Source organism: Senegalia massiliensis, from assembly GCF_900626135.1.
Taxonomy (GTDB): Bacteria; Bacillota; Clostridia; order Tissierellales; family SIT17; genus Anaeromonas; species Anaeromonas massiliensis.
Map to the genome: position 1 here is coordinate 1,348,741 of NZ_LR130785.1, position 20,630 is coordinate 1,369,370.

Here is a 20,630-nt window from a genome sequence, read left to right on the forward strand (position 1 = left end):
AGAAAATAATCAGCACAAAAAAACAAGTGCAGAAAATATTCAATTAAGTGTGGTGCTTATATAATAGAATATTTTCAGCGTCTTGTCAATAGTCTACCCAAAATTTTTAAAATTAAAAGAAAGAAGGTGATATAAATGTACCAAAAAATAAAAAAATTGTGTAAAGACAGAAATATATCCATTTACTATTTAGAAAAACAATTAGAACTTTCAACAGGAAGTATTTGTAAATGGGAAAAATCAACTCCTAGAGCAGATACTATATTTAAAGTAGCTAATTATTTTGGGGTTTCAATTGAATACTTACTTGAATCATCAAGTTATAAACATAAGGAGAAAGGGAGTGTCAATTAAGTATAAAGTTTTGTAAAAAAGGAGGAGATATAAATGGAACCAAGTATAACTGTGACACCACCAGAAACTAAAGATATATCTAAAATGATTGAAAATCATAAAAAAGAGATTAAAAGAAAAACACTTAATATTTCAGAATTAGCTAAGGTCTTAGGAATAAGTAAGGATAAAGCTAGAAGATTAACTCATTCTAAAGATTTCCCAGTTATTATTCTTGGAGTTTCAAGACTCACTATTATATCAAAGCTAGATGAGTGGTTAGAAAATAACATAGGGAGTGAACTTATATGAAAACAAAATCAGTAAAGAACACTAAAGATTATTTGTTCTATTTGAAGCACTTGAATGATGAAGAATTACAAAAAGAATTTGGACAAGCTGTTTTAGATACAAAGAATCCAAATTATATCTTCAAATGTATGACCATAGAAGATGAATACAAAAGGAGAGGGTTGGAGATATGACAGATTTTAAAGTAGGACAACTAGTTATTTATAAAAATGGAGATATGGTTGAAATAGGTAAGATTAAATCTTTAAAAGAGGAAGGAGCATTTGTTTATTATCATTCTGGATCCACTGCAGCTTTTACAAATTATAGTTTACTGTTACCTATAATAAATGATTACTGTATAAAAAAAGATATTCTAGGAGGTGTACAAGCTTGAATAACATGAAGATATTTGAAAAAGAAGAATTTGGACAAGTGAGAGTAATTAGAAAGAATAATGAGCCTTGGTTTGTAGGAAAAGATATAGCAGAAATATTAGGATATTCAAATACAAGTAAAGCTGTATTGATGCATGTAGATGAAGATGAAAAAGCTGAATTCCCAATTTGGGATGGCAGGCAAAATAGAAAAACATATCTTATAAATGAAAGTGGAATGTATAGCTTGATTTTAAGTTCTAAGTTACCATCAGCAAAAAGGTTTAAAAGATGGATTACTCATGAGGTTATTCCAAGTATAAGAAAACACGGAACATATATGACAGATGAAAAAATAGAAGAAGTTTTAACAGATCCAGATACAATTATTAAAATTGCTACTCAACTAAAGGAAGAAAAGGAAAAAAGGTTACAAGCTGAAAGATTTAACAAACAAATAGCAGCAAGTCAAAATTCACTTTTAGTTAGAGAAGTGGCAAAAGTAGCAAGTAAGAAAGGAATAGTTATAGGAGAAAAAAGACTTTGGAATAAATTAAGAAATTGGGGATTAATATTAAAAGATTCAACAGAACCAAAGCAAACTGGTATGGACAGAGGATATTTTGAAGTTAATGAAGGTGTAAAAGAAACTAGAAAAGGAACTTTCACTTATAGAACTACACGTGTTACTGGAAAAGGACAAGCTTATATTATAGACAGATTAATAAAAGAAAAATCAGAGGAGGCAGTGTAGATGAAATTATATGAATTAACAGAAACATACAATAACATTTTAAACTTACTAGAAGATGATGATGCAGAAGTAGAAGGACTAGAAAAGGCACTTGAACAATTAGAGGAAGATATAAATGTTAAAGCTGAAAATATAGCTAAATTAGTTAAAAATATTGAGTCAGACATCAATAGTATCAAAGAAGAAGAAAAAAGACTTAGAAGTAAGAAGAACACTCTACAGAACAAAGTTAAAAGTCTTAAAGATTATTTATATGACCAGTTAAAAGCTACAGGAAATAAGAAGGTTAAAACTCCACTTTTTAGCGTTTGGTATCAGAATAATGCCCCTTCATTAGAGATAGTAGATGAATATAAGATTCCAGATGAATTTATTGAGTACGAGAAAAAGATACTTACTAGAGATATTTTAAATGTAATTAAAAGTGGATTAGAAGTTGAAGGAGTAAACCTTAAACAAACAGAGTCATTAAGAATAAGATAGGAGGAATAAATAATGGAAAATAATAATGGATATGTAGAAGAAACAACAGCATTAAGTTTAGTAGAAAACATTAATATTCAGAAGGCTGAACAGTCTATGACTAAGATACAAGGATTTCAAGGGATAATCAAGAAAGCATTAGTACCTAAACATGACTATGGAGCATCTTATTATGGAGCTAAGGATAGCTTATTAAAGCCTGGAGCAGAAAAGATACTTATGTTAATGGGACTATCAAGTGAATATGAAATCATAGAAAAGACTCAAGATTATGAAGATGGATTCTTTGCATTTACAGTTAGATGTATTTTAAAAAAGAATGACCAGATCATAACTCAAGGTTTAGGTAGCTGCAATAGTAAAGAAAGAAAATATCAATCAGCTAAGCAGGATGTATATATGCTAGATAATACTTGTCTTAAAATGGCTAAGAAAAGAGCACAAGTTGATGCAACACTTACAGTAGCAAGTTTATCAGATATATTTACACAAGATACAGAGGATATGGCACAATTTGAGCAATCTGAAAGAATGGACAATCTTACAGAAAAAGATGCTAAAAATATAAAAGTAACATTTGGAAAACATAGTGGAAAAACACTAGGCGAAATAGCACAAGAAAATCCAAGTTATATAGAATGGCTACATGAAAATGCAAGAGATGATTATATGCAACAAGCAGCAAAAATGCTTATTAAATAAAAAATAGCCCTTTGCGAGAGGACTATTGGGAGGGAAAATATAATGCAAAAACGATATAGGTCTTTTATAAAAAATATATTTTCCCTTGCTATTATTATACTATTTTTAGTCTTGTTTATCAATACGGTGAAAATAGATAGTACAAGCTATAAGGAGTATAAAGAGGTATCGTATACAGTTACATATGGAGATACTCTTTGGAGCATAGCAGGGGAGCATATTCCTCCTAGTGAGGATAAAAGGATTTATATACATGAGATAAAAAAGATTAATAATTTAGAAAGTAGCAATTTACAAATAGGGCAAAAGCTGATTATTTTAACAGAAGAGGAGTGATTTTATGGCTGATAATAAAAAATATTACTATCTAAAATTAAAGGATAATTTTTTTGAAAGTGAAGAAATGATAATTCTTGAAAGTATGCCAGATGGTTACTTGTACTCTAATATACTTCTTAAATTATATCTCAGAAGTTTAAAAGATGAAGGTAGGTTAATGTTCAAAGGTAGAATACCTTATAATCCTACTATTTTAGCACAGATTACAAGACACTCTGTAGGAGTAGTTGAAAAAGCTATAAGCACATTTCAAGAGTTAGGTTTGATTGAAATTTTAGACAATGGAGCCATTTACATGCTTGATATACAGAATTTCATAGGACAAAGTTCATCAGAGGCAGATAGAAAAAGAAATTATAGAAGAAGAATAGAAAAAGAACAAAGACAATTGTCTGGACAAATGTCCGAAGATAAAAAAGACAAATGTCCGGACAAAAATCCACCAGAGAGAGAGATAGAGTTAGAGAGAGAGATAGAGTTAGAGACAAAGACTAGAGATAAATATAAAAACGAAGATTCTAGTAGTAGTTTTGATAAAGAATTTAAAGAATTAGCACAACTTTACCAAAAATGTGGATTTGATGTAAATGGAATGACTCCAGAATGGATAGAAGAAAATTTAAAAAAATATGGTTATGAGTGGTTTAAAAATGCACTACTAGAAGCAGAAAGTAGAAGTAAGAGAACTAAAAAGTACGTAGATGCAATATTAAATAACTGGAAAACTGAAGGTGGAATGACTCTAAGAAGGGAAGGAGCTAATAATGAAAACTCTAAGGGAAATAATGAACAACATGACGAATACGCAGGACTTGGACTTAGTATCGGATGATTATTGTGAAAAATGTGGAGATAGCCAAGCCATGGTAATAAATATGCTTGGTACAGATACAAAAGTAAGAAAGTTATGTGATTGTCAGAAAATAGAAAGAGATAAAAGAATAGAAGAAGAAAAAAACAGAGATAGACAAATGAGATTAGAAAAGTTAAGAAATAACTCTTTAATGGATGATGAATTTAAGAAATGTACATTTCAAAACTTTATAGTAGATGACAAAAATAAAAAAATGTACGACTTAGCAAAAAGATACTGCAATAAGTGGCCACAAATGAAAAAGGAAAATGTCGGGATATTATTCCATGGCAAACCTGGTAGAGGTAAAACTTTCTTAACTTTCTGTATAGCAAATGAATTACTAGGCAAAGGAGTTCCTTTAATTGCTATGAGTACATTAGGACTACTAAGCAAAATAAAAGCCACATACGGGAAATGGGGAGATGCAGGTGAGGTACAAGTTATCAATAGTCTTAAAAATGCTAGTTTATTAATTTTAGATGATTTAGGAGCAGAAAATTCTACTACTTGGACTAAAGAAAAGCTATACGAAATTATTGATAGTAGATATAGAAATAAAAAACCTATGATAGTTTCTACAAATTTAACTCTAGAGCAACTAAAAAATAAGCTAACAACAGATGATGGAGTAACAAGAACTTATGACAGATTAATAGAAATGTGCTATCCATTAGAGATAAAAGGATATAGCAGAAGAATTAAAACTGCTAAAGAAAAAGAAAAAATAATACAAAGTCTTTTAAGTTAGGAGTGTAAATATGAGCTTAAGTAATTTAAAACATCAATTATTAAAAGATAATGGATTTGAATTAAATAACAATAAAAATATTTATATAAACAAAAATCTACACTGTGGATTTAATGTAGATGTCCTAGAAGAACTCAGCCTTAGTTGTTTAATAAGAGCTATAAGAAAATCAAATTGGAAGATGGTGTATAAATAATGGATAGTGATTTAAGTGAACTTGTACAGGTAGGTTCTTTGGTAGCATTTGATGATGAGGATTTAGTATTTGAAGTTATAGCAAAAGATGAAAAATTTGCAGTATGCACTAACAATGATTTAGGACCTACAACTGATGATACAGTTTATACCATTATAGATTTAAAAGAAAACATAAGAGGTCCTCACAACATTGTATTTAATAGTTATGATTTTACGGATGTTGAGGATATGAATCAAATGATCAATGATTTAAATGACTCAAATAACACTATAGAAATATCACATAGAAACAGAGTTGAATTAAAAGTTAGATGGTTTACTAGAAAAACAAAAAAGGAGAGTGTGAACAATGAATAAGGTAGAGTTTAACAATAAAGTTAAAGAAATAAAAGAGTACCTAAGAAATGACCATTGTAGCTATGACAAAGAGCAAATAATAGCTGATGAAATAGAAGGAAAACTAGATTACTTAGAGTGGGGACTAGATGAAATGGGTATCGAGGGCACTATTATAGACTTAGAAACATATACAAATGATGTTTTTGATAAGGTTATTAACTTAGTATGCAATGTATTAGATTCATATAAAGAGGAGTGTGAACAATGAATAAGGTAGTGATTATTGGGAGATTAACAAAGGATCCAGAACTAAGATTTTTACCTGGTAATGGAACTGCAGTATCACAATTTAATTTAGCAGTAGATAAAAATCTATCTAAAGATAAAAAGCAAGAATTTGAACAGGCAGGAAAACCTACAGCAGATTTTATACGAATAGTTGTCTGGGGAAAACAAGCAGAGAATTGTGCAAACTATCTTGCTAAAGGTAGGCTTGTAGCAGTAGAAGGTAGGATAGAAACTAGAAGTTATGAAAATTCAGAAGGGAATAGGGTTTACATTACCGAGGTTGTAGCTGAAAGAGTACAATTCTTAGAGTTTGGAAACAAGAATAAAAATAACTCTAATTCTAGTAATAATGGATATGGAAATATGGATGGATTTCAACCAGTAGATGATGAGGATATTCCATTTTAAATAGACATTAAAACAGGATTAGGAGGAATAAAAATGAGAGAGATTAAGTTTAGAGGGAAAAGTTTAATTACTGATGAATGGGTCTATGGATTTTATTATAACGTACCTGATTGCAGAAAAGACAATTTAAGACATATAATAGCTTATCCTAATAATGGACCAGGACGACAAACTTTACATGAACCTATAAACCTAGATACATTAGGTCAATATACAGGATTAAAAGATATAAAAGGAATTGAAATATATGAAGGAGACTTCTTAATATATGAAAGTTTTGGTGGTAAGAGAGAAATTATAGAAGTTTGGTATGAGGATGATTGGGCGGCTTTTAATTTTGGGAACAAGAAACTATCTTATATAAAAAACACTATGGAAGTAATAGGAAATATATACGAAAATCCAGAGCTACTAGAGGTGTAAAAAGATGAAAAATTGCTGCTATAACTGTACTAAAAGAGAAATTGGATGCCATAGTACTTGTGAAGAATATAAGGAATGGAAAGCAAAGAAAAAAGCTAGTACGAGCTATAAAAGAGATAAAGAATATCATCAATATTTATTAGGATTAGATGGACCTATGAAAAAACAAGTAGAAGATAGGAGAAGAAGATGATAGAGATTTGGAAAAGAGATATGTTTGGCAAAAGTAGAATAGCATGGTATCCAAGCAAAAAGAAGAAAAAGGCATATAAACATTTTGAAGAACTTAAAAAAACATATGCAAAAGGTGAAATATTCATTAAGGAGGTTTAGTAGTGGATAGAGCTACAAAAAGAAGGTTAAAAGCACTACAAGAAAAATATCCAGAAGAACTTAAATTATATTTAGAAATGGCAACTAAAAGAACCTTACAAAATCTTTTAGAAGGAATGGCTGAAGATACCTACAATACTTTAAGAGAATTTAGAATAGGTGAAGAACGTGCCGGAAAAGCAACTAATAAAATAATAGAAAATATAGCAGGGGGAGATAACAATAGATTATAAAAAATTAGAAGAAAGTTTAATTAGAGCTAAAGAAGCAAGTATAAAAGCTGGTAATTCGGAAGATGGTGGAACTGTCAATATGGATTCTATATTCCTAACTTTACCTTATGCTAGAGAAAATAAAGTTTTAGAAACGATTAAAAAAGCAGGGCTATATTGTTCAGGAAAAACAAAATGGATTGGTTATGGTTATTTAATTGATCCTGTAGGTTGTGGGATAGGGAATAGCAGAAATAGAGCAATGGAAGCAATGAGAGAAGTATTATTAAGTGATGGGTATGATGTTATGGGTTTTTACATGATGGATTAATCAAAAGGAGCTGAAATGATGATTGAACGTGTATGTCAGACTGAAATAAGGGAACTGAAAGAAGAAAATAAACGTTTAAAGCTAGAAAATGAACAACTTAAAAAAGGTAAAGGAGATGTGAAAAAACAACAGAAGCAAATATTTAATCATTATGGATTAGATTTGCAGCTGGATCAGTTAGTAGAAGAATGTTCAGAAGTTATACAAGCAGCATGCAAGTATAAAAGAAGATGCAGAGATTTAAACAATCCACGAATTTTAGGTAGCTTAATTGAAGAAATAGCAGATGTTAAAAACCTTATTGAACAGTTAGAACTAAGTGATGTTTATATAGCTAGACGAGTAGAGGAATTAAAAGAATCAAAGGTAAAAAGACAGATTAAAAGGATAGAGAAGGAAAAGGAAATAGTGATTCAATGAATTGGGAGTTAGAGGATTTAGAAAAAGCACTTAAAAGTGGAAATGTAAAAATAAATGAAAAAAGTCCATATCATCCAAAGAAATCTAACAAAAACACAACTATATCCAAGAATAATACTAAAAATCCAACTAAAAAACAAAAATTAAATAATAAACCTAGTTGGATTGATGGGATGTTTTTTAGAAGTAAATTAGAAGGTAAGAAGTATAATCAATTAAAAATGTTAAACCAGGGAAAAGCAATAAAAGGGTTTTGTATGCAGCCTTTATTCATATTGACAGAAGGAACTGATAAGGACAATAGAGCGATAACCTATAAGGCAGATTTTATAGTATTCTACAATGACAATACCTATGAAATTATTGATACAAAAGGAATGGAGACTCAACAGTTTAAAAGAGTGAAGAAAATGTTTAGAAATAAATATCCAGAGCTATATTTGAAAATTGAGAAGGAGGTTTGATTTGAACAAATTCCAAAGAATGGTTATAAAATCAATCCATATAGAAGATGTGTTTTATGAAATTAAAAATGGTGAAATGAGAGATATATCATATAGAAAAGCTAGAATAATTGCTAGGAGTAGATTAAGATATGCAATTAAAAACTCAAGTGATGATGAATTAGAATATTTTGGACTTAAAAGAAGGAGGAAAAGTAATGAAAAATGATATAAATTTAGAAAAGTTTGCAGGTGGAGCATTAGCAGAAAAATTTAACGTGGGATTAAAAGAGGTATTAGAAAATATAGCAGATCCAAACACAGATGCAAGAAAGAAAAGAAAAATGACAGTAGAATTAGAGTTTAAATCAGATGAAGAAAGAGAACTATCTATGGTTGATATAGTAGTTAAAACTAAACTGGCTCCTAATATGCCAGTAGCAACAAAAATAATCATTGATAAAGATGGACAAGGGGGTATAGTGGCAAGTGAATATAATAACCAGGTAAAGGGTCAAAGGTACATGAGGGTAAATGAAGAAACTGGCGAGATATTAAATGATGATGAAGCAGTAGATACTAGAGGAATAAAAATATTAAAATAATAAAAATGGAGGTAGTAAAAATGATAAATAGAGAAGGATTAGAATATTTAGTAGGACTAGGGTTAGATAAGGAAGTATTAGTAGAAACAGAAAAAGGGTTATTCACAACACAGAATTTAAAAAGAGTAACAGAACCAGAGGTCCAAGCATTAAGAGTATCAAACTTAACTAGTGTAGTTGATTATATCAAGAAAAATATAGATGAAATAGGAGTAAAGCTATTAATTCAAGTTAGAAGTCCAGAACAGGTAAATGTATTAAGTCCATTAAATAGAGATGGAGAAAGAGATGAATTTATGATAGCAAAAGCAATATTACCAGACAACATTAGATATGACCAATTTTTAGACACTGAAAGATTTAATATTATGATGCAGAGTAGTTTTGATGATAAAGGGGACAAACCTTTAATACTTAAATTTACTGGGTTAATAAGAGATGAAGCAGTAAAGCAAACTGGAGACAATGGAGTATCACAAAAGGTAACAATTAAAACAGGCGTAGCAAGTGTAGGAGAAGCAGAAGTACCTAATCCAGTTATATTAGCTCCATATAGAACATTTCCAGAAATAGAGCAACCAGAAAGTAAGTTTATATTTAGAATGCAAGAAGGTCCACGAGCAGCAATATTTGAAGCAGATGGTGGAATGTGGAGAAATCAAGCAATGAAGAGTATCAAAGAGTACTTAGAAGAAAATTTAGAAGAATGTAATCAAAGAGTAGAGATCATATCTTAATATATTGGGGCAGATTACCTGCCCCTAAACAATACAAATTGAGGTGATACTATGATAACAATAGAAGTTATACCTTATAAAAATTTCAAAGAGAAAATTAAAATAGTAAAACAACAATTAGATAAATCAAAGTATGTAGAAGTAACAGGAAAATATATTTATACAGAAAAGAAAAACATAGACATAGATGGTTATAGAGTGGGGATGTAAATATGAACTACTACTCACAAGTAATAGGGATAAAAGAAACAGATAAAGGAACAGATTTAATAGTAAGAATACCTGGTGAAAAAGTAAAACATAAAATAATAAAAGTGAAAAATGGAAATGTGATTAACAGTGAAATTAAGATAGATGATAATAGGATAATAACATCCGACCAAAGAAAGAAAATATATGCAACTATAAAAGATATATCAGATTATCTTGGAGAATGGCCAAGTTATTATAAAGAGTTTTTAAAGTTTAACTTTTGCTTTAAGAACAATATAGAATATTTTTCTCTTAGTGATTGCAGCATTAGTATAGCAAGAGAATTTATAACCTACCTAATAGATTTTATCCTGGAACACGATATACCATTATCAGATAAAGTCTTAAATCGTGTAGACGATATAGATAGATATTTATATGGATGCATTAAACACAAAAGATGTTGTATATGTGGAAGAAGAGCAGAATTACATCATGTAGATGTAATAGGTATAGGTAACAATAGAAATACTTTAGATGATAGCAAATATAGGAAAATGGCACTATGCAGAGAACATCATACAGAGTCACACAAAATAGGACAAGATACCTTTAATAAGAAATATAAAGTCTATGGAATCACATATGAAGATATAAGTTAAAGGGGGAATAGAAAATTAATACTATAATTTGTAAATATCAAAATGGTGATATAAAAGAATTTAAATATAGTGAATATCAAAATAACATAGAAAAGATAAAAGAAGCTTTAGATAGAAAACAAGGTGAATTTTACTATAGCATAATTAATAGTCCTTTAGTAGAAATGACAGTTGACAATGAAGTAATATACAAAGCCATCAGGAATATAAAATGAGGGCTATTAAGTTAAGAGGGGGCAGAATATGAATGATGATAGATTCAAACCATATTGGGAGCTTTGTGAGGATATAGAGATATGGACTAATAGATATGAAAGCTATCAGATACAATTTAAAGCACTAAAAAAGTTAGCTAATTTAGATGGACCTAAAGATATATCAGCAATAGATTATTCTCAACCTTATGTAAAAGGTAGTGGTCAATTAAGTTTTGATGAAATACTAGATAAATTAAAAAAGTTAGAAAGTCATATGGTTTTGCATAGTAATACTATAAATGAAATGTTAGATAAAAAAGAGAGTATGGAAGAACAATTAAAAGAATTAAAAGGATTAAAATATAAGGTAGCATATAAAAGAGATATTGAAGGTAAAACTCTTAAAGCAATAGCAGAAGAATTAAATTATAATTATAATTATATTAGAAGAATTGCTATTGAGATACCATCAAAACAGGTAACAACAAAGTAACAAAAGTAAAAATATAATGTGATATAATTGTATTAAGGAAACTTATAAAATTTCTTCTAAATTTAATAAAGTTCAAAAGAACACTCACAGCTAGGAGTGTTCTTTTTATTATGCCGAAAAGGTGATAAAAATGAAATTTACTAATAAAAAATTTAATAATAGTAAATGTAAAAAATGTATATGGAGAACTAAAATAGATTCAAATACTTATTATTGTATGTTTAGTCGCTGTATTAAAGAGATTAAAGATAAAAAGGATGAATAACAATAACATGATTGATTTTATTATAGGTTTTGTATCTGGAATGGTCATAACAATTATTGCAGCATCATGGGTATATATAGAAAATAATTAAAGGAGAATATAAAATGACTATAGAAGAATACTTAAATGATACGCTTTCAAATATAACAGAGTTTATAAAAAAAATTGTAGAAAAAGTAAAAGAATTTCGTGATGAAGTAGTGAAAGAAATAATTTCAAAAATACAACAAAGAGAAAAGCAAAAGAAACAATATAAAAAATATAAACCTAAAATTAAACACTTTATTATTCAAAGAAGAATATTTCATCCAGCTAGAAATAATTTATAGAGGATTATTCTCTTTTATGTAGAATATAATACTAAAAGAGGAGGTATATGTAATATGGATGATTTGGATTTTAGAAAGAAGTTAACTGAGTACGGAATAAGTAAAGAAGAATATGAAGCAATGACAGAAGAGGAAAAGAGTAAGATAGATAAAAAAATTAAAACAGAACTCAAGTCAGATAATATAAAGAAGGTAGGTAAAGGAATACAAGGTGTAGGATGCCTGATGATACTTATACCTATAGCAATAGTTATGATAGCAGCAATATTTATAGCTATATTTTAGACACTTCAAACAGAGGTGTCTTTTTTATTTGGAGAGATAGTTTATGAACAAGAAGTTATTAAAGTACATACAAGAAGGAAATGAAATAAAATTCTATCAGTCTATTTATTGGAGAAGAATGAGAGAAGAAATATTAAAGAGAGATAACTATGAATGCCAACATTGCAAAGATAAAGGTAAGTATAGTAAAGGTGAGTGTGTACATCACAAGGAACATTTAAAAGATAATCCAATGAGAGGACTAGATCCTTCTAATCTCATAACACTATGTAATGTATGTCATAATAAAGAACATCCAGAAAAGTTTTTTAAAAGTAAACCTAAGAAGTTTATCAATGAGGAGAGATGGTAGCATGGTAACTCATGTAGTACTTGAATGTTTAGATTGCAAATATAAAAACATTTATATTAAAAGAACATCAGATGGTAAAAGATGTGAGCAATGTGATAGTAGAATGTTTTTTCCTATTGATGAAGGAGTTAAATCTGAAATGGAATTTAAACATTTTGATAATGAAATATAATACCCCCGGGTCAAAAAAATGAATTTACATTTGGGGAACATGAAACGGGGAGGGGTACTGACAAAAGATATTTTTCTATATTTTCACATGAGGGGGGTGTAGTGATATGGCCAAACATAAAAAAACACAAATTAGAGAAGATCTTATAGATCAGCTAGAGAGAAAAGGGATATATGGAAGTCATTACATTGACCTCATTAATGATTATATTTCTATGTGGGAAATTAAAAATCAACTTATAGAAGATATAAGTGAAAGAGGAGTATCTGTGAGATATCAAAATGGCAAAGCACAATGGGGCTACAAGAAAAACGACTCTATATCAGAACTAAATAAAACAAATGCTCAGATGTTAAAAATATTAAATGAACTCGGTCTAAAGGCTAGTGAAGTTGAAATGGCAGATGATGAAGATGACGAGGAAATGTAATTACCATTTTTATATAAATTCTTATATGGATAAAATAAGAAATAAAGAAATAGAGTCTTCTAAAGAATTAAAACAAGCTATGGATTATATAGAAACTAAACTAAATAATTCTGATGTATCCATAGATGATAAAAAAATAGATAAAGCAGTAGAATTAATTGAAAAATATTTTGACTTTAAGCTCTTAGATTGGGAGCTTTTTATTATTGCTTTAATACATTGCTATTATAAATCTAATAACTCAGTAGTATTTGATGAATTTATAATAGTTATGGGCAGGGGTAATGGTAAAAATGGATTCATATCTCCAGTAGTATGGTATCTTACAACTCATTATCATGGAGTAAAAGGTTACAATGTAGATATAATTGCTAACAATGAAGAACAAGCTCAAACTTCTTTCTTTGATATATTTAATGTATTAGAGGATCATTGGAAAAAATTAAAAAAATTCTTTTATAAGACTAAAGAAAAAATAGTTAATATTAAAACCAACTCTTATATAAAATACAATACTTCAAATGCAAAGACTAAAGATGGTAAAAGGTCAGCTTGTTTAGTATTTGATGAAATACATGAATATGAAACTTGGGATACTATTAAAGTTTTTACTTCTGGTTTTGGTAAAAGAAAACACTCAAGAGTTTTTTATATAACTACTAATGGATATGTAAGAGGTGGAGTATTAGATGAACAATTAGATTTATCTAAAAGAGTGTTAAGTGGAGAAATAACTGACTTAGGATTATTGCCACTTATATATAAAATAGATAAAAAAGAAGAAGCTATGGATCCTGATAAGTGGGTAAAAGCTTGTCCCTCTCTTCCTTATTTTCCAGAACTTCAAAAAGAGATGAATAAAGATGCTATAAAAATGAAATATCAACAACACAAAGCAATAGACTTCTTAACTAAAAGAATGAATTTTCCATCTGAAGATAATTTTACTCCAGTTACAAGTTGGGAAAATATATTAGCAACAAACAAACCTATACCTTATGACAGATTAAAAGGTGCTAATTGTATAGGAGGATTAGACTATGCAAAAACAACAGATTTTGCTAGTGTAGGATTGCTTTTTAAACTAGATGGTAAGAGATATTATATTGAACATACTTTTGTATGCTATAAAGCTTTAGAAATAGAAAGTAGACCTATTAAATTCCCAGTTAATGAAATGGTAGATAGAGGTCTAATAACAATAATAAGAAAAAATGCAATAAGTGAAAATGATATAGCAAGTTGGTTTTTAAAACAAGCAGAAAGTTACAATATAATTGATATAGTTGCTGATGATTATAGAGCTAGTTTACTTGAGTCTAAATTTAATGAATTAGGATTACCATTATCAAGAACACGTTCAGGACCAATAACACATGCTAAAATTAATCCACTTATAGAAAGTTTATTTGCATTTAATAATATTATATTCGGAGATAATCCAACAATGAGATGGTATATAAATAATACAGCATCAGAAACGGACAAAAAAGGTAATACAACATATCTAAAGATAGAGCCAAAGACCAGAAAAACAGATGGTTTCTTTGGTTTAATTCATGCTTTGACAAAAGATAATGAACTAGAAGAGATGCAAGAGTTTAAGTCCTATGATGTATATACCTATTAAAGGAGGTGAGTGTATGGGAGTAACAGATTGGTTTATTGGACTATTTAAAAATAATACTACTGTAAGTTTAGATATGTATACTGGTGAAATAGCAGCAGAGCTATTCTATAAAGAGTTGGCTATACAAGCTAGTATTAATCTTATTTCTAATGCAGTAGCTAGATCTGAATTTCAAACTTATGAAAAAGGGAAATCAACTAGAGGAGAAAATTACTATCTTTTTAATGTAGAACCTAATAAAAATAAATCATCTAGTAAGTTCTGGAGAGATGTGATCCATAAATTAATTTATGACAATGAATGTCTTATAATACAAAATAATGGATATTTCTATGTAGCTGATAGTTATGAAGTAACAAAGTATGCGTTTAAAGATTATGTTTACAAAGATGTGGAAGTTGATGGATTAAAACTTGATAAACCTTATTTTGAATCAGAAGTTTTTCATTTTGAGCTACATAATGAAAAAATAAAAAACGTTGTAGATGGACTATATAAGTCTTATAGTAAATTAATAGCAGCATCACAGGGTCACTACAAGAAAAATAATGCTAGAAGAGGTGCATTAAAAATTCCTTCCAGTTATCCAGAAACTGATAAAGCTCAAAAAGCTTTACAGGAATTGCTTTCAAAAAAGTTTAAAAGATTCTTTGAAGCTGAAGGTGGAGCAGTATTGCCATTAACTAATGGAATGGAATATGAAGAGTTATCAAGCAATATAGGTATAAAAGGTGGAATCGAAGGTAGAGATATAAGAGCTTTTATAGATGATATTTTTGATTTTACAGCTATAGCTTTTCAAATACCTCCTCAGCTACTTAGAGGTAATGTACAAGATACAGAAAAAGTTATAAATAATCTATTAACATTGTGTATCAATCCTTTAGTAGAATTACTTCAAGATGAAATAAACAGAAAATATTATGGAAAACAGGCTTTTTTAGAAAGGACATATCTTAAAATAGATACCTCTATAATTAAATCAGTTGACATTAAGGATATTGCAAGTGCTCTTGATATATTAGAAAGAATAGGAGCATTTAGTATTGATGATTCTTTAAGAGTTCTTGGTATGGAGCCATTAAATACTAAATGGAGTAAAGCTAGATGGATGACTAAAAACTATGAAAGAGTTGAAGATAGATTTAAAGGTGGTGGATAGATGGATGTTATTATAGGCAAAAAGAAAATAAAAACTAAAGGAAGTGTAGAGGTTTTATATTTAGATGGGAGAACAATTATCTATAATCCTCAAACTACAGAATTAATTTATATAAATGCAAAAGAGGTATTGCATATTGTATTTAACAAGGAAAGGAGGTGAGAGTTAAGTGGATATAGAAAAATTAATGTCTCAAATAAAACCAAGAGTTGAGATAAAAAATGAAGTAGAAAGTGAATATGCTGAGATTTATTTATATGGCACCATAAGGGAAGCTTATCCTTGGGAAACTGAAAGAGAAGATATAATTTCTTCTTCAAGAGTTAAAAAGTTTTTATCTGAAGCAGATGGTAAAAAGCTTAAAGTATATATTAATTCTGGTGGTGGAGATGTATTTGAGTCAATAGCTATTAGAAATATTCTAAAAAGACATGATAATACAGTAGATATATATATAGATGCACTTGCGGGAAGTGGAGCATCTGTAATTGCTACATCTGGAGATAATGTATATATGTATGATAATTCTATGCAGATGATACATTGTGCCTGGACTTTTGCAATGGGGAATTCTAAAGAACTTAGAAAAGTAGCTGATGATTTAGAAAAAATTGATACTTCAGTTCATGCTAGTTACATGAATAAGTTTGTAGGCACAGAAGAAGAACTTAAAGATTTACTTGATGATGAATCTTGGTTAACTGCAGAAGAGTGTAAAGCTTTTGGTTTTTGTACTGAAATACTTGAAGATGTAGAACCTAAAGAGGAACCAAAAAATAATGTTAAACAAAATTTGTTTAATAAATATAATAAAAAAATTAATAATCAAAAACAAACTAAAGTAGCTGACAAGGCTACTCTTTTTAATGCTTTTAAAAAACAGGAGGTAGTGAATAATGAATAAGAACAAAATAAATTTACAGTTATTTGGAGCAATGAAAAACAAGGATTTAGAAATCAAAAATGAAAAAGAATTACAAGAGAACATGAAAAATGCAATAGAAAATGCTGATAGTGAAGGTTTTGTAAAGGCTCAAGTTGAAATGGCGAAAGCTATTGAAGCTAGAATATTACAAGAAGCAGAGCAAACTATAGCAAATAAAGAAGACACTTTTGACAATGAAGTAATGATAAAAAGAGGATTAAACCCTTTAACGAAAGATGAAAAAGAATATTACAACGAAGTAATAGGATCTGCTGGTTTTGGTGGGGTAGAAAAGTTAATGCCAGCAACTGTATTTGAAAGGGTATTTGAATATTTAAGAACTAACCATCCACTATTGAATGAAATTGATTTTGTAAATACTACAGGAGTTACAGAATGGGTTACTAGAAATGGTGATGCTGAAGCTGCTTGGTGGGGGCAATTATGTGAAGCAATAAAGAAAAAGTTAGAGGTTGCTTTTAAGAAAGAAAAGACAGAACTTTATAAGTTAAGTGCATATGTTCCAGTTTGTAAAGCAATGTTAGACTTAGGACCACAATGGTTAGATAAATTTGTAAGAGAGTTATTAGCAGAATCAATGGCAATAGCTTTAGAACTTGCTATAGTAGACGGAACAGGAAACGGACAGCCTATAGGTATGATGAGAGATTTAGCAGGTGGAACTTATGGGGCTTCTGATTCAGAAGTAACAGGTGGAACAGCTAAAGAAGGAGATTACAAACCTAAGGCAACTGTAGCTTTAAATGATTTACAACCGGCTACATTAGGAACTAAAATAATGAGTCCACTTACTAAAGATGGTAAACGAGCAGTAAATAACGTATTATTATTAGTAAATCCTTTAGATTACTGGGAAAAAATATTCGCTCAAACTACTTATTTAACAGCTGATAAGACTTATGTATATGGAGTGTTACCAATTCCTGCTAAGGTAATTCAATCAGTAGCAGTAGAAAGAGGTAAAATGGTAGCAGGACTTGCAAAAGACTATTTTATGGGAGTAGGTTCTACTCAAAAAATAGATTTCTCAGATCATTATAAATGGTTAGACGATGAAAGAACATATATTGCAAAACAATATGCAAATGGTAAACCAGTTGATAACGAAAGCTTTATAGTATTTGACATATCTGGTATGAATCCACCACAAGCTTAAGGAGGTAATTTAATTGAAAGCAAAAGTAATAAAAAGATTTATAGATAAAGAAACAAAAAAGACTAATGAAATTGACGAAGAAATTACAGTGAATAAAGAAAGATTTAAAGAAATAAATTCACATTCATTAGGACCATTTCTAGAAGAAATAAAAGAATCAAAAGAAGAAACACAAAAAGAAAAAGAATCTACTAAAAAGTAGGTGGTTAAATGTTATTAGAAGATGTTAAAAATCATCTAAGAGTAACTTGGGATGATGAAGATGTGGAAATAACAAAACTAATTGAAAGAGCTAAAAAGTATATAGATAGATTGATAGGAGTGAGCCTTGACTATGAAGTCGAGGACACTCCTAAAATTCTTCTATTAAACTATTGTAGATATTCTAGAAATAACTCAGTTGAATATTTTAAAGAAAATTTTCATGACGATATATTGCAATTACAATTAGAAGAAGCAATTAAAAAGCAAGGTGAACAAAATGAAACAACTCAAGCATGATAGCTATTGTGATGGAATATTAGAGTATGGTGAAATAAAATCTATATTTAGTTCAAATAGAAAGAAAATAGGTGAGGATTTCATATCTAAAGGAAAGTTGTTTTTTACTCTTATGTCTGTTAGAGATGGAGATTTAATACAAGCTAATAACTTAGGTTATGTAATAGATATGAAAGTTAAATCACCTTTAATAAAAAATATTTCAAGTAAAGATAAAGTTAAAATTAATAAAAAAATATATGATATAGAAAAATTAGATTTTGATACACAAAATGTATATCTGTACTTACAGAGAGTAGGTGTATAAATGAATGGTAATGGTGATTTAATTACTAAAGCCTTAGAACAGTTTAACCTCCCAATATATTATGCAGAAGTTCCAGAAGATGAATTATCTAACATGAATTATTTTTACTACAGAGAAGTGGGGTTAAGTAAAAATACTAATGGATTTTTTACTCAAACTTATGAAATAGCTTATGTATCTACAATGCAAGAAAATTTCATGGAAGAAGATATAATTGAAGCTTTGGAATCAAAAAGGTTTAAATTTCAAAGGGCTTACTATGAAAGAGTTAAATTAGAATCAACTAATCAGCATGTAGATATAGTAATATTTAACGTTACAAAACCTTTAAAAAGAAGAAGGTGTATGTAATTGAAAAGATTTGAAATTGATAAAAAAGATTTAGAAATGTTAGAAGAAAAAATATCTAAATTAGGTGATAATGCAGAATCTGAAACTAATAGCATTATTCATGATTTTGGATTTAGAACATTAGAGGATAAGGTAACAGATAAATTACCTGTATCGAGTAGAAATAAAAGACATGCAAAATATAGTGAGCCTTTTAAGGCTGATAAGTATAACTTAGGTTTTGATTTTAAAACTAAAGGTGGATCTGCTAACAAAAAGAATTCATATGGATACTTAGTGTTTCCTAATGAAGGTAGAGGACCTAGAAATAAAATAGCTAGAGAGTTTACTAATAAAGGTACAAGTGTAGCAAAACCAATTATTATGAAAGAATTATTAGAAAGAATAACAAATAAAATACAGGAGGTAATATAACATGCCAGAAGTTTTAGATTTTACAAGCACTCAAATAAAGAATGCTTCAATTCAATTCATGGATGGAAATACTCAACAACCTGGTGAGAAATTTGGTTGCATGGGAACTTTAGAAAGTGAAACAGAAACAAGACAGAAAACAAAAAACTGTGAAGGAACTATAGAAGTTATAACAATACCTTTATATCAAACTGTAACAATAGGAGCTCACATAAAGGTAAATGTATTGAAAAATATATTTGGGCTAAGTAATGAAGGTTTAAAAGCAGGGGTAAGAAAATATGGAATAAATTCTAAAGGAAAAAAATTTATATTTACAGCAGATGAAATAGATGAGTTTGGAGATGTTAAGAAATTAATAGCTTATCCTAATTGTTCAACTTTAACTGGTTTAAGTGTATCTATTGATAATGATGCTGATGAAGCAGCTTATATAGAACTAGAGTTTAGAGCTAGTCCTGATGAATCAGGAGAATTTTACTATGATGCTTTTGTTGATGAATTAACAGATCAAACTGTTGCTGAAAATTGGCATACTGAATTCAATAGAACATTGATTGAAGAGGTGCAAGTATAATGAAAATTGAAAAGATAACACTATTTAAGCAAGAGATGGCAGAGCAAGATAATGAATTAATTCTAAAAGTTACGGAAGAAGAAACAGTTCCTTGTGTAATAACTAATAAAGCTCTTAAGGTTGCAAATGAATTAGGAACAACTAGAAGTTCCTTAGTTACGGATTTGATGCAACTTGGAGGAAGTGTAGATGAGGATAAAGTAGGAGATGTAGAAGATATAAAGATACTTACTTCTATTTATGTTGGTTATATTGGTGGACAAATATTAAAAGGTGTAAATGTATATGAAGAAGATGCAATATATACTTTTGATGAATTTGTAGAAAGATATAATGATAGTTCAATGGAAAAAGTATTGTTATATCAAAAACTGATTACAGCAGAGAAAGAAAATAAATTTGCTGATAAAATAGAAAGGTCAACTAATAAAACTCCTAATAAAGGTGAAAAAAAGTAAGACCACTTAAACTTAAATATGAGTGCATAGAAGATATTTATTCTTACTATGTACTTTTTTTAGGTTTAAGTGAAGATTTTTTTTGGAATCAGCCTTTTCAAGTTGTAAATAGAGTAGCAAGGAATAAAATG

The 20,630-nt window shown here is 29.0% G+C and carries 44 protein-coding genes; all 44 read left to right on the plus strand.

From position 1 onward, the window contains the following. Window positions 1-135: 135 nt before the first annotated feature. The 44 genes from E0D94_RS06555 to E0D94_RS06750 all read left to right on the plus strand — a co-directional run bounded on the left by E0D94_RS06555 (window position 136) and on the right by E0D94_RS06750 (window position 20,499). Window positions 136-354, plus strand: a complete 219-nt coding sequence (locus tag E0D94_RS06555; RefSeq protein WP_130806483.1) for a helix-turn-helix domain-containing protein — start codon at window positions 136-138, stop codon at window positions 352-354. Window positions 355-387: 33 nt separating this feature from the next. Next, window positions 388-645 (plus strand): helix-turn-helix domain-containing protein, encoded by a 258-nt coding sequence (locus E0D94_RS06560; RefSeq protein WP_130806484.1) that lies wholly within the window; start codon window positions 388-390, stop codon window positions 643-645. Further along, entirely contained in the window at window positions 642-818 is a 177-nt protein-coding gene (locus E0D94_RS14770; RefSeq protein ID WP_165442888.1) for a hypothetical protein, read from the plus strand. The genes E0D94_RS06560 and E0D94_RS14770 overlap by 4 nt, the downstream gene beginning before the upstream one ends. Further along, window positions 815-1,021, plus strand: coding sequence for a hypothetical protein (locus E0D94_RS06565; protein ID WP_130806485.1), 207 nt, complete (start codon window positions 815-817; stop codon window positions 1,019-1,021). Before E0D94_RS14770 ends, E0D94_RS06565 begins: the two co-directional genes overlap by 4 nt. Window positions 1,022-1,026: 5 nt before the next feature. Beyond that, on the plus strand, window positions 1,027-1,755 hold the full coding sequence (locus tag E0D94_RS06570; protein ID WP_242620524.1) for a phage antirepressor: 729 nt from the start codon (window positions 1,027-1,029) through the stop codon (window positions 1,753-1,755). Beyond that, window positions 1,756-2,238 carry a siphovirus Gp157 family protein gene (locus E0D94_RS06575; protein ID WP_130806487.1) on the plus strand — a complete coding sequence of 161 codons (483 nt, stop codon included), beginning with the start codon at window positions 1,756-1,758 and terminating at the stop codon, window positions 2,236-2,238. It begins immediately after the preceding gene. Window positions 2,239-2,250: 12 nt separating this feature from the next. Further along, window positions 2,251-2,940: an exodeoxyribonuclease X C-terminal domain-containing protein gene (locus tag E0D94_RS06580; RefSeq protein WP_130806488.1), complete on the plus strand. Its 690-nt coding sequence runs from the start codon at window positions 2,251-2,253 to the stop codon at window positions 2,938-2,940. Window positions 2,941-2,982: 42 nt separating this feature from the next. Further along, complete coding sequence (locus E0D94_RS06585) at window positions 2,983-3,276, plus strand: LysM peptidoglycan-binding domain-containing protein (protein ID WP_130806489.1); 294 nt, start codon at window positions 2,983-2,985, stop codon at window positions 3,274-3,276. Window positions 3,277-3,280: 4 nt separating this feature from the next. After that, window positions 3,281-4,111 carry a phage replisome organizer N-terminal domain-containing protein gene (locus E0D94_RS06590; protein ID WP_130806490.1) on the plus strand — a complete coding sequence of 277 codons (831 nt, stop codon included), beginning with the start codon at window positions 3,281-3,283 and terminating at the stop codon, window positions 4,109-4,111. Next, window positions 4,092-4,883: an ATP-binding protein gene (locus E0D94_RS06595; RefSeq protein WP_242620490.1), complete on the plus strand. Its 792-nt coding sequence runs from the start codon at window positions 4,092-4,094 to the stop codon at window positions 4,881-4,883. Before E0D94_RS06590 ends, E0D94_RS06595 begins: the two co-directional genes overlap by 20 nt. Window positions 4,884-4,893: 10 nt before the next feature. Beyond that, window positions 4,894-5,079, plus strand: coding sequence for a hypothetical protein (locus tag E0D94_RS06600; protein ID WP_130806491.1), 186 nt, complete (start codon window positions 4,894-4,896; stop codon window positions 5,077-5,079). Continuing rightward, window positions 5,079-5,438, plus strand: coding sequence for a hypothetical protein (locus tag E0D94_RS06605; RefSeq protein ID WP_130806492.1), 360 nt, complete (start codon window positions 5,079-5,081; stop codon window positions 5,436-5,438). Before E0D94_RS06600 ends, E0D94_RS06605 begins: the two co-directional genes overlap by 1 nt. After that, window positions 5,431-5,688: a hypothetical protein gene (locus tag E0D94_RS06610; RefSeq protein WP_130806493.1), complete on the plus strand. Its 258-nt coding sequence runs from the start codon at window positions 5,431-5,433 to the stop codon at window positions 5,686-5,688. The genes E0D94_RS06605 and E0D94_RS06610 overlap by 8 nt, the downstream gene beginning before the upstream one ends. Next, the gene (locus E0D94_RS06615) at window positions 5,685-6,116 is read left to right on the plus strand and encodes a single-stranded DNA-binding protein (protein ID WP_130806494.1); all 432 of its coding nucleotides are present in this window, start codon (window positions 5,685-5,687) and stop codon (window positions 6,114-6,116) included. The genes E0D94_RS06610 and E0D94_RS06615 overlap by 4 nt, the downstream gene beginning before the upstream one ends. Window positions 6,117-6,149: 33 nt before the next feature. Beyond that, window positions 6,150-6,539 (plus strand): YopX family protein, encoded by a 390-nt coding sequence (locus E0D94_RS06620; RefSeq protein WP_130806495.1) that lies wholly within the window; start codon window positions 6,150-6,152, stop codon window positions 6,537-6,539. 4 nt (window positions 6,540-6,543) lie between these two features. Continuing rightward, window positions 6,544-6,732, plus strand: coding sequence for a hypothetical protein (locus E0D94_RS06625; RefSeq protein WP_130806496.1), 189 nt, complete (start codon window positions 6,544-6,546; stop codon window positions 6,730-6,732). Then, complete coding sequence (locus E0D94_RS14775; protein ID WP_165442889.1) at window positions 6,729-6,872, plus strand: hypothetical protein; 144 nt, start codon at window positions 6,729-6,731, stop codon at window positions 6,870-6,872. The genes E0D94_RS06625 and E0D94_RS14775 overlap by 4 nt, the downstream gene beginning before the upstream one ends. Window positions 6,873-6,874: 2 nt before the next feature. After that, on the plus strand, window positions 6,875-7,105 hold the full coding sequence (locus E0D94_RS06630) for a hypothetical protein (RefSeq protein WP_130806497.1): 231 nt from the start codon (window positions 6,875-6,877) through the stop codon (window positions 7,103-7,105). 79 nt (window positions 7,106-7,184) lie between these two features. Then, entirely contained in the window at window positions 7,185-7,415 is a 231-nt protein-coding gene (locus tag E0D94_RS06635) for a hypothetical protein (protein WP_242620491.1), read from the plus strand. 18 nt (window positions 7,416-7,433) lie between these two features. Continuing rightward, a complete protein-coding gene (locus E0D94_RS06640) occupies window positions 7,434-7,835 on the plus strand; it encodes a nucleoside triphosphate pyrophosphohydrolase family protein (RefSeq protein WP_130806499.1) in 402 nt (133 codons plus the stop codon). After that, entirely contained in the window at window positions 7,832-8,299 is a 468-nt protein-coding gene (locus E0D94_RS06645) for a DUF1064 domain-containing protein (RefSeq protein WP_130806500.1), read from the plus strand. The genes E0D94_RS06640 and E0D94_RS06645 overlap by 4 nt, the downstream gene beginning before the upstream one ends. A 1-nt stretch (window position 8,300) precedes the next feature. Next, a complete protein-coding gene (locus E0D94_RS06650) occupies window positions 8,301-8,507 on the plus strand; it encodes a hypothetical protein (RefSeq protein WP_130806501.1) in 207 nt (68 codons plus the stop codon). After that, window positions 8,497-8,883: a replication terminator protein gene (locus E0D94_RS06655; RefSeq protein ID WP_130806502.1), complete on the plus strand. Its 387-nt coding sequence runs from the start codon at window positions 8,497-8,499 to the stop codon at window positions 8,881-8,883. Before E0D94_RS06650 ends, E0D94_RS06655 begins: the two co-directional genes overlap by 11 nt. A 20-nt stretch (window positions 8,884-8,903) precedes the next feature. Beyond that, window positions 8,904-9,620, plus strand: coding sequence for a hypothetical protein (locus tag E0D94_RS06660; protein ID WP_130806503.1), 717 nt, complete (start codon window positions 8,904-8,906; stop codon window positions 9,618-9,620). 51 nt (window positions 9,621-9,671) lie between these two features. After that, window positions 9,672-9,830, plus strand: coding sequence for a hypothetical protein (locus E0D94_RS14780; RefSeq protein ID WP_165442890.1), 159 nt, complete (start codon window positions 9,672-9,674; stop codon window positions 9,828-9,830). Between the two features lie 2 nt (window positions 9,831-9,832). Beyond that, entirely contained in the window at window positions 9,833-10,474 is a 642-nt protein-coding gene (locus E0D94_RS06665; RefSeq protein ID WP_130806504.1) for a putative HNHc nuclease, read from the plus strand. A gap of 243 nt (window positions 10,475-10,717) precedes the next feature. After that, the gene (locus E0D94_RS06670) at window positions 10,718-11,164 is read left to right on the plus strand and encodes a hypothetical protein (protein WP_130806505.1); all 447 of its coding nucleotides are present in this window, start codon (window positions 10,718-10,720) and stop codon (window positions 11,162-11,164) included. A 369-nt stretch (window positions 11,165-11,533) separates the two neighbouring features. Continuing rightward, window positions 11,534-11,758: a hypothetical protein gene (locus tag E0D94_RS06675; protein WP_130806506.1), complete on the plus strand. Its 225-nt coding sequence runs from the start codon at window positions 11,534-11,536 to the stop codon at window positions 11,756-11,758. Window positions 11,759-11,812: 54 nt separating this feature from the next. Further along, entirely contained in the window at window positions 11,813-12,043 is a 231-nt protein-coding gene (locus E0D94_RS06680) for a hypothetical protein (RefSeq protein ID WP_130806507.1), read from the plus strand. Window positions 12,044-12,086: 43 nt separating this feature from the next. Then, a complete protein-coding gene (locus tag E0D94_RS06685; protein WP_130806508.1) occupies window positions 12,087-12,395 on the plus strand; it encodes an HNH endonuclease in 309 nt (102 codons plus the stop codon). A gap of 1 nt (window position 12,396) precedes the next feature. Continuing rightward, window positions 12,397-12,567 (plus strand): hypothetical protein, encoded by a 171-nt coding sequence (locus E0D94_RS06690; protein WP_165442891.1) that lies wholly within the window; start codon window positions 12,397-12,399, stop codon window positions 12,565-12,567. 106 nt (window positions 12,568-12,673) lie between these two features. Then, window positions 12,674-12,997 (plus strand): P27 family phage terminase small subunit, encoded by a 324-nt coding sequence (locus E0D94_RS06695; RefSeq protein WP_130806510.1) that lies wholly within the window; start codon window positions 12,674-12,676, stop codon window positions 12,995-12,997. A gap of 25 nt (window positions 12,998-13,022) precedes the next feature. Next, window positions 13,023-14,627 (plus strand): terminase TerL endonuclease subunit, encoded by a 1,605-nt coding sequence (locus E0D94_RS06700; RefSeq protein ID WP_130806511.1) that lies wholly within the window; start codon window positions 13,023-13,025, stop codon window positions 14,625-14,627. Between the two features lie 13 nt (window positions 14,628-14,640). Further along, on the plus strand, window positions 14,641-15,789 hold the full coding sequence (locus E0D94_RS06705) for a phage portal protein (RefSeq protein ID WP_130806512.1): 1,149 nt from the start codon (window positions 14,641-14,643) through the stop codon (window positions 15,787-15,789). Beyond that, entirely contained in the window at window positions 15,790-15,951 is a 162-nt protein-coding gene (locus E0D94_RS14785; protein ID WP_165442892.1) for a hypothetical protein, read from the plus strand. 7 nt (window positions 15,952-15,958) lie between these two features. Further along, window positions 15,959-16,693: a head maturation protease, ClpP-related gene (locus tag E0D94_RS06710; protein WP_130806513.1), complete on the plus strand. Its 735-nt coding sequence runs from the start codon at window positions 15,959-15,961 to the stop codon at window positions 16,691-16,693. Then, window positions 16,686-17,891 (plus strand): phage major capsid protein, encoded by a 1,206-nt coding sequence (locus E0D94_RS06715; protein WP_242620492.1) that lies wholly within the window; start codon window positions 16,686-16,688, stop codon window positions 17,889-17,891. Before E0D94_RS06710 ends, E0D94_RS06715 begins: the two co-directional genes overlap by 8 nt. 13 nt (window positions 17,892-17,904) lie before the next feature. Next, a complete protein-coding gene (locus E0D94_RS06720; RefSeq protein WP_130806514.1) occupies window positions 17,905-18,093 on the plus strand; it encodes a hypothetical protein in 189 nt (62 codons plus the stop codon). Between the two features lie 8 nt (window positions 18,094-18,101). Beyond that, window positions 18,102-18,392 carry a head-tail connector protein gene (locus tag E0D94_RS06725; protein WP_130806515.1) on the plus strand — a complete coding sequence of 97 codons (291 nt, stop codon included), beginning with the start codon at window positions 18,102-18,104 and terminating at the stop codon, window positions 18,390-18,392. Further along, the gene (locus tag E0D94_RS06730) at window positions 18,373-18,699 is read left to right on the plus strand and encodes a phage head closure protein (protein WP_130806516.1); all 327 of its coding nucleotides are present in this window, start codon (window positions 18,373-18,375) and stop codon (window positions 18,697-18,699) included. Before E0D94_RS06725 ends, E0D94_RS06730 begins: the two co-directional genes overlap by 20 nt. Next, window positions 18,700-19,050, plus strand: coding sequence for a hypothetical protein (locus tag E0D94_RS06735; protein WP_130806517.1), 351 nt, complete (start codon window positions 18,700-18,702; stop codon window positions 19,048-19,050). Continuing rightward, entirely contained in the window at window positions 19,051-19,464 is a 414-nt protein-coding gene (locus E0D94_RS06740) for a hypothetical protein (protein WP_130806518.1), read from the plus strand. Between the two features lies 1 nt (window position 19,465). Next, the gene (locus tag E0D94_RS06745; RefSeq protein WP_130806519.1) at window positions 19,466-20,041 is read left to right on the plus strand and encodes a phage tail protein; all 576 of its coding nucleotides are present in this window, start codon (window positions 19,466-19,468) and stop codon (window positions 20,039-20,041) included. Further along, window positions 20,041-20,499 (plus strand): hypothetical protein, encoded by a 459-nt coding sequence (locus E0D94_RS06750; protein ID WP_130806520.1) that lies wholly within the window; start codon window positions 20,041-20,043, stop codon window positions 20,497-20,499. Before E0D94_RS06745 ends, E0D94_RS06750 begins: the two co-directional genes overlap by 1 nt. Window positions 20,500-20,630 lie beyond the last annotated feature (131 nt).

Bases quoted from the DNA above. Each gene is read 5' to 3' on its own strand.
- E0D94_RS06555 (WP_130806483.1), top strand. From the start codon at position 136: ATGTACCAAAAAATAAAAAAATTGTGTAAAGACAGAAATATATCCATT.
- E0D94_RS06560 (WP_130806484.1), top strand. From the start codon at position 388: ATGGAACCAAGTATAACTGTGACACCACCAGAAACTAAAGATATATCT.
- E0D94_RS14770 (WP_165442888.1), top strand. From the start codon at position 642: ATGAAAACAAAATCAGTAAAGAACACTAAAGATTATTTGTTCTATTTG.
- E0D94_RS06565 (WP_130806485.1), top strand. From the start codon at position 815: ATGACAGATTTTAAAGTAGGACAACTAGTTATTTATAAAAATGGAGAT.
- E0D94_RS06570 (WP_242620524.1), top strand. From the start codon at position 1,027: ATGAAGATATTTGAAAAAGAAGAATTTGGACAAGTGAGAGTAATTAGA.
- E0D94_RS06575 (WP_130806487.1), top strand. From the start codon at position 1,756: ATGAAATTATATGAATTAACAGAAACATACAATAACATTTTAAACTTA.
- E0D94_RS06580 (WP_130806488.1), top strand. From the start codon at position 2,251: ATGGAAAATAATAATGGATATGTAGAAGAAACAACAGCATTAAGTTTA.
- E0D94_RS06585 (WP_130806489.1), top strand. From the start codon at position 2,983: ATGCAAAAACGATATAGGTCTTTTATAAAAAATATATTTTCCCTTGCT.
- E0D94_RS06590 (WP_130806490.1), top strand. From the start codon at position 3,281: ATGGCTGATAATAAAAAATATTACTATCTAAAATTAAAGGATAATTTT.
- E0D94_RS06600 (WP_130806491.1), top strand. From the start codon at position 4,894: ATGAGCTTAAGTAATTTAAAACATCAATTATTAAAAGATAATGGATTT.
- E0D94_RS06605 (WP_130806492.1), top strand. From the start codon at position 5,079: ATGGATAGTGATTTAAGTGAACTTGTACAGGTAGGTTCTTTGGTAGCA.
- E0D94_RS06610 (WP_130806493.1), top strand. From the start codon at position 5,431: ATGAATAAGGTAGAGTTTAACAATAAAGTTAAAGAAATAAAAGAGTAC.
- E0D94_RS06615 (WP_130806494.1), top strand. From the start codon at position 5,685: ATGAATAAGGTAGTGATTATTGGGAGATTAACAAAGGATCCAGAACTA.
- E0D94_RS06620 (WP_130806495.1), top strand. From the start codon at position 6,150: ATGAGAGAGATTAAGTTTAGAGGGAAAAGTTTAATTACTGATGAATGG.
- E0D94_RS06625 (WP_130806496.1), top strand. From the start codon at position 6,544: ATGAAAAATTGCTGCTATAACTGTACTAAAAGAGAAATTGGATGCCAT.
- E0D94_RS14775 (WP_165442889.1), top strand. From the start codon at position 6,729: ATGATAGAGATTTGGAAAAGAGATATGTTTGGCAAAAGTAGAATAGCA.
- E0D94_RS06635 (WP_242620491.1), top strand. From the start codon at position 7,185: ATGGATTCTATATTCCTAACTTTACCTTATGCTAGAGAAAATAAAGTT.
- E0D94_RS06640 (WP_130806499.1), top strand. From the start codon at position 7,434: ATGATTGAACGTGTATGTCAGACTGAAATAAGGGAACTGAAAGAAGAA.
- E0D94_RS06645 (WP_130806500.1), top strand. From the start codon at position 7,832: ATGAATTGGGAGTTAGAGGATTTAGAAAAAGCACTTAAAAGTGGAAAT.
- E0D94_RS06655 (WP_130806502.1), top strand. From the start codon at position 8,497: ATGAAAAATGATATAAATTTAGAAAAGTTTGCAGGTGGAGCATTAGCA.
- E0D94_RS06660 (WP_130806503.1), top strand. From the start codon at position 8,904: ATGATAAATAGAGAAGGATTAGAATATTTAGTAGGACTAGGGTTAGAT.
- E0D94_RS14780 (WP_165442890.1), top strand. From the start codon at position 9,672: ATGATAACAATAGAAGTTATACCTTATAAAAATTTCAAAGAGAAAATT.
- E0D94_RS06665 (WP_130806504.1), top strand. From the start codon at position 9,833: ATGAACTACTACTCACAAGTAATAGGGATAAAAGAAACAGATAAAGGA.
- E0D94_RS06670 (WP_130806505.1), top strand. From the start codon at position 10,718: ATGAATGATGATAGATTCAAACCATATTGGGAGCTTTGTGAGGATATA.
- E0D94_RS06675 (WP_130806506.1), top strand. From the start codon at position 11,534: ATGACTATAGAAGAATACTTAAATGATACGCTTTCAAATATAACAGAG.
- E0D94_RS06680 (WP_130806507.1), top strand. From the start codon at position 11,813: ATGGATGATTTGGATTTTAGAAAGAAGTTAACTGAGTACGGAATAAGT.
- E0D94_RS06685 (WP_130806508.1), top strand. From the start codon at position 12,087: ATGAACAAGAAGTTATTAAAGTACATACAAGAAGGAAATGAAATAAAA.
- E0D94_RS06690 (WP_165442891.1), top strand. From the start codon at position 12,397: ATGGTAACTCATGTAGTACTTGAATGTTTAGATTGCAAATATAAAAAC.
- E0D94_RS06695 (WP_130806510.1), top strand. From the start codon at position 12,674: ATGGCCAAACATAAAAAAACACAAATTAGAGAAGATCTTATAGATCAG.
- E0D94_RS06700 (WP_130806511.1), top strand. From the start codon at position 13,023: ATGGATAAAATAAGAAATAAAGAAATAGAGTCTTCTAAAGAATTAAAA.
- E0D94_RS06705 (WP_130806512.1), top strand. From the start codon at position 14,641: ATGGGAGTAACAGATTGGTTTATTGGACTATTTAAAAATAATACTACT.
- E0D94_RS14785 (WP_165442892.1), top strand. From the start codon at position 15,790: ATGGATGTTATTATAGGCAAAAAGAAAATAAAAACTAAAGGAAGTGTA.
- E0D94_RS06715 (WP_242620492.1), top strand. From the start codon at position 16,686: ATGAATAAGAACAAAATAAATTTACAGTTATTTGGAGCAATGAAAAAC.
- E0D94_RS06725 (WP_130806515.1), top strand. From the start codon at position 18,102: ATGTTATTAGAAGATGTTAAAAATCATCTAAGAGTAACTTGGGATGAT.
- E0D94_RS06730 (WP_130806516.1), top strand. From the start codon at position 18,373: ATGAAACAACTCAAGCATGATAGCTATTGTGATGGAATATTAGAGTAT.
- E0D94_RS06735 (WP_130806517.1), top strand. From the start codon at position 18,700: ATGAATGGTAATGGTGATTTAATTACTAAAGCCTTAGAACAGTTTAAC.
- E0D94_RS06745 (WP_130806519.1), top strand. From the start codon at position 19,466: ATGCCAGAAGTTTTAGATTTTACAAGCACTCAAATAAAGAATGCTTCA.
- E0D94_RS06750 (WP_130806520.1), top strand. From the start codon at position 20,041: ATGAAAATTGAAAAGATAACACTATTTAAGCAAGAGATGGCAGAGCAA.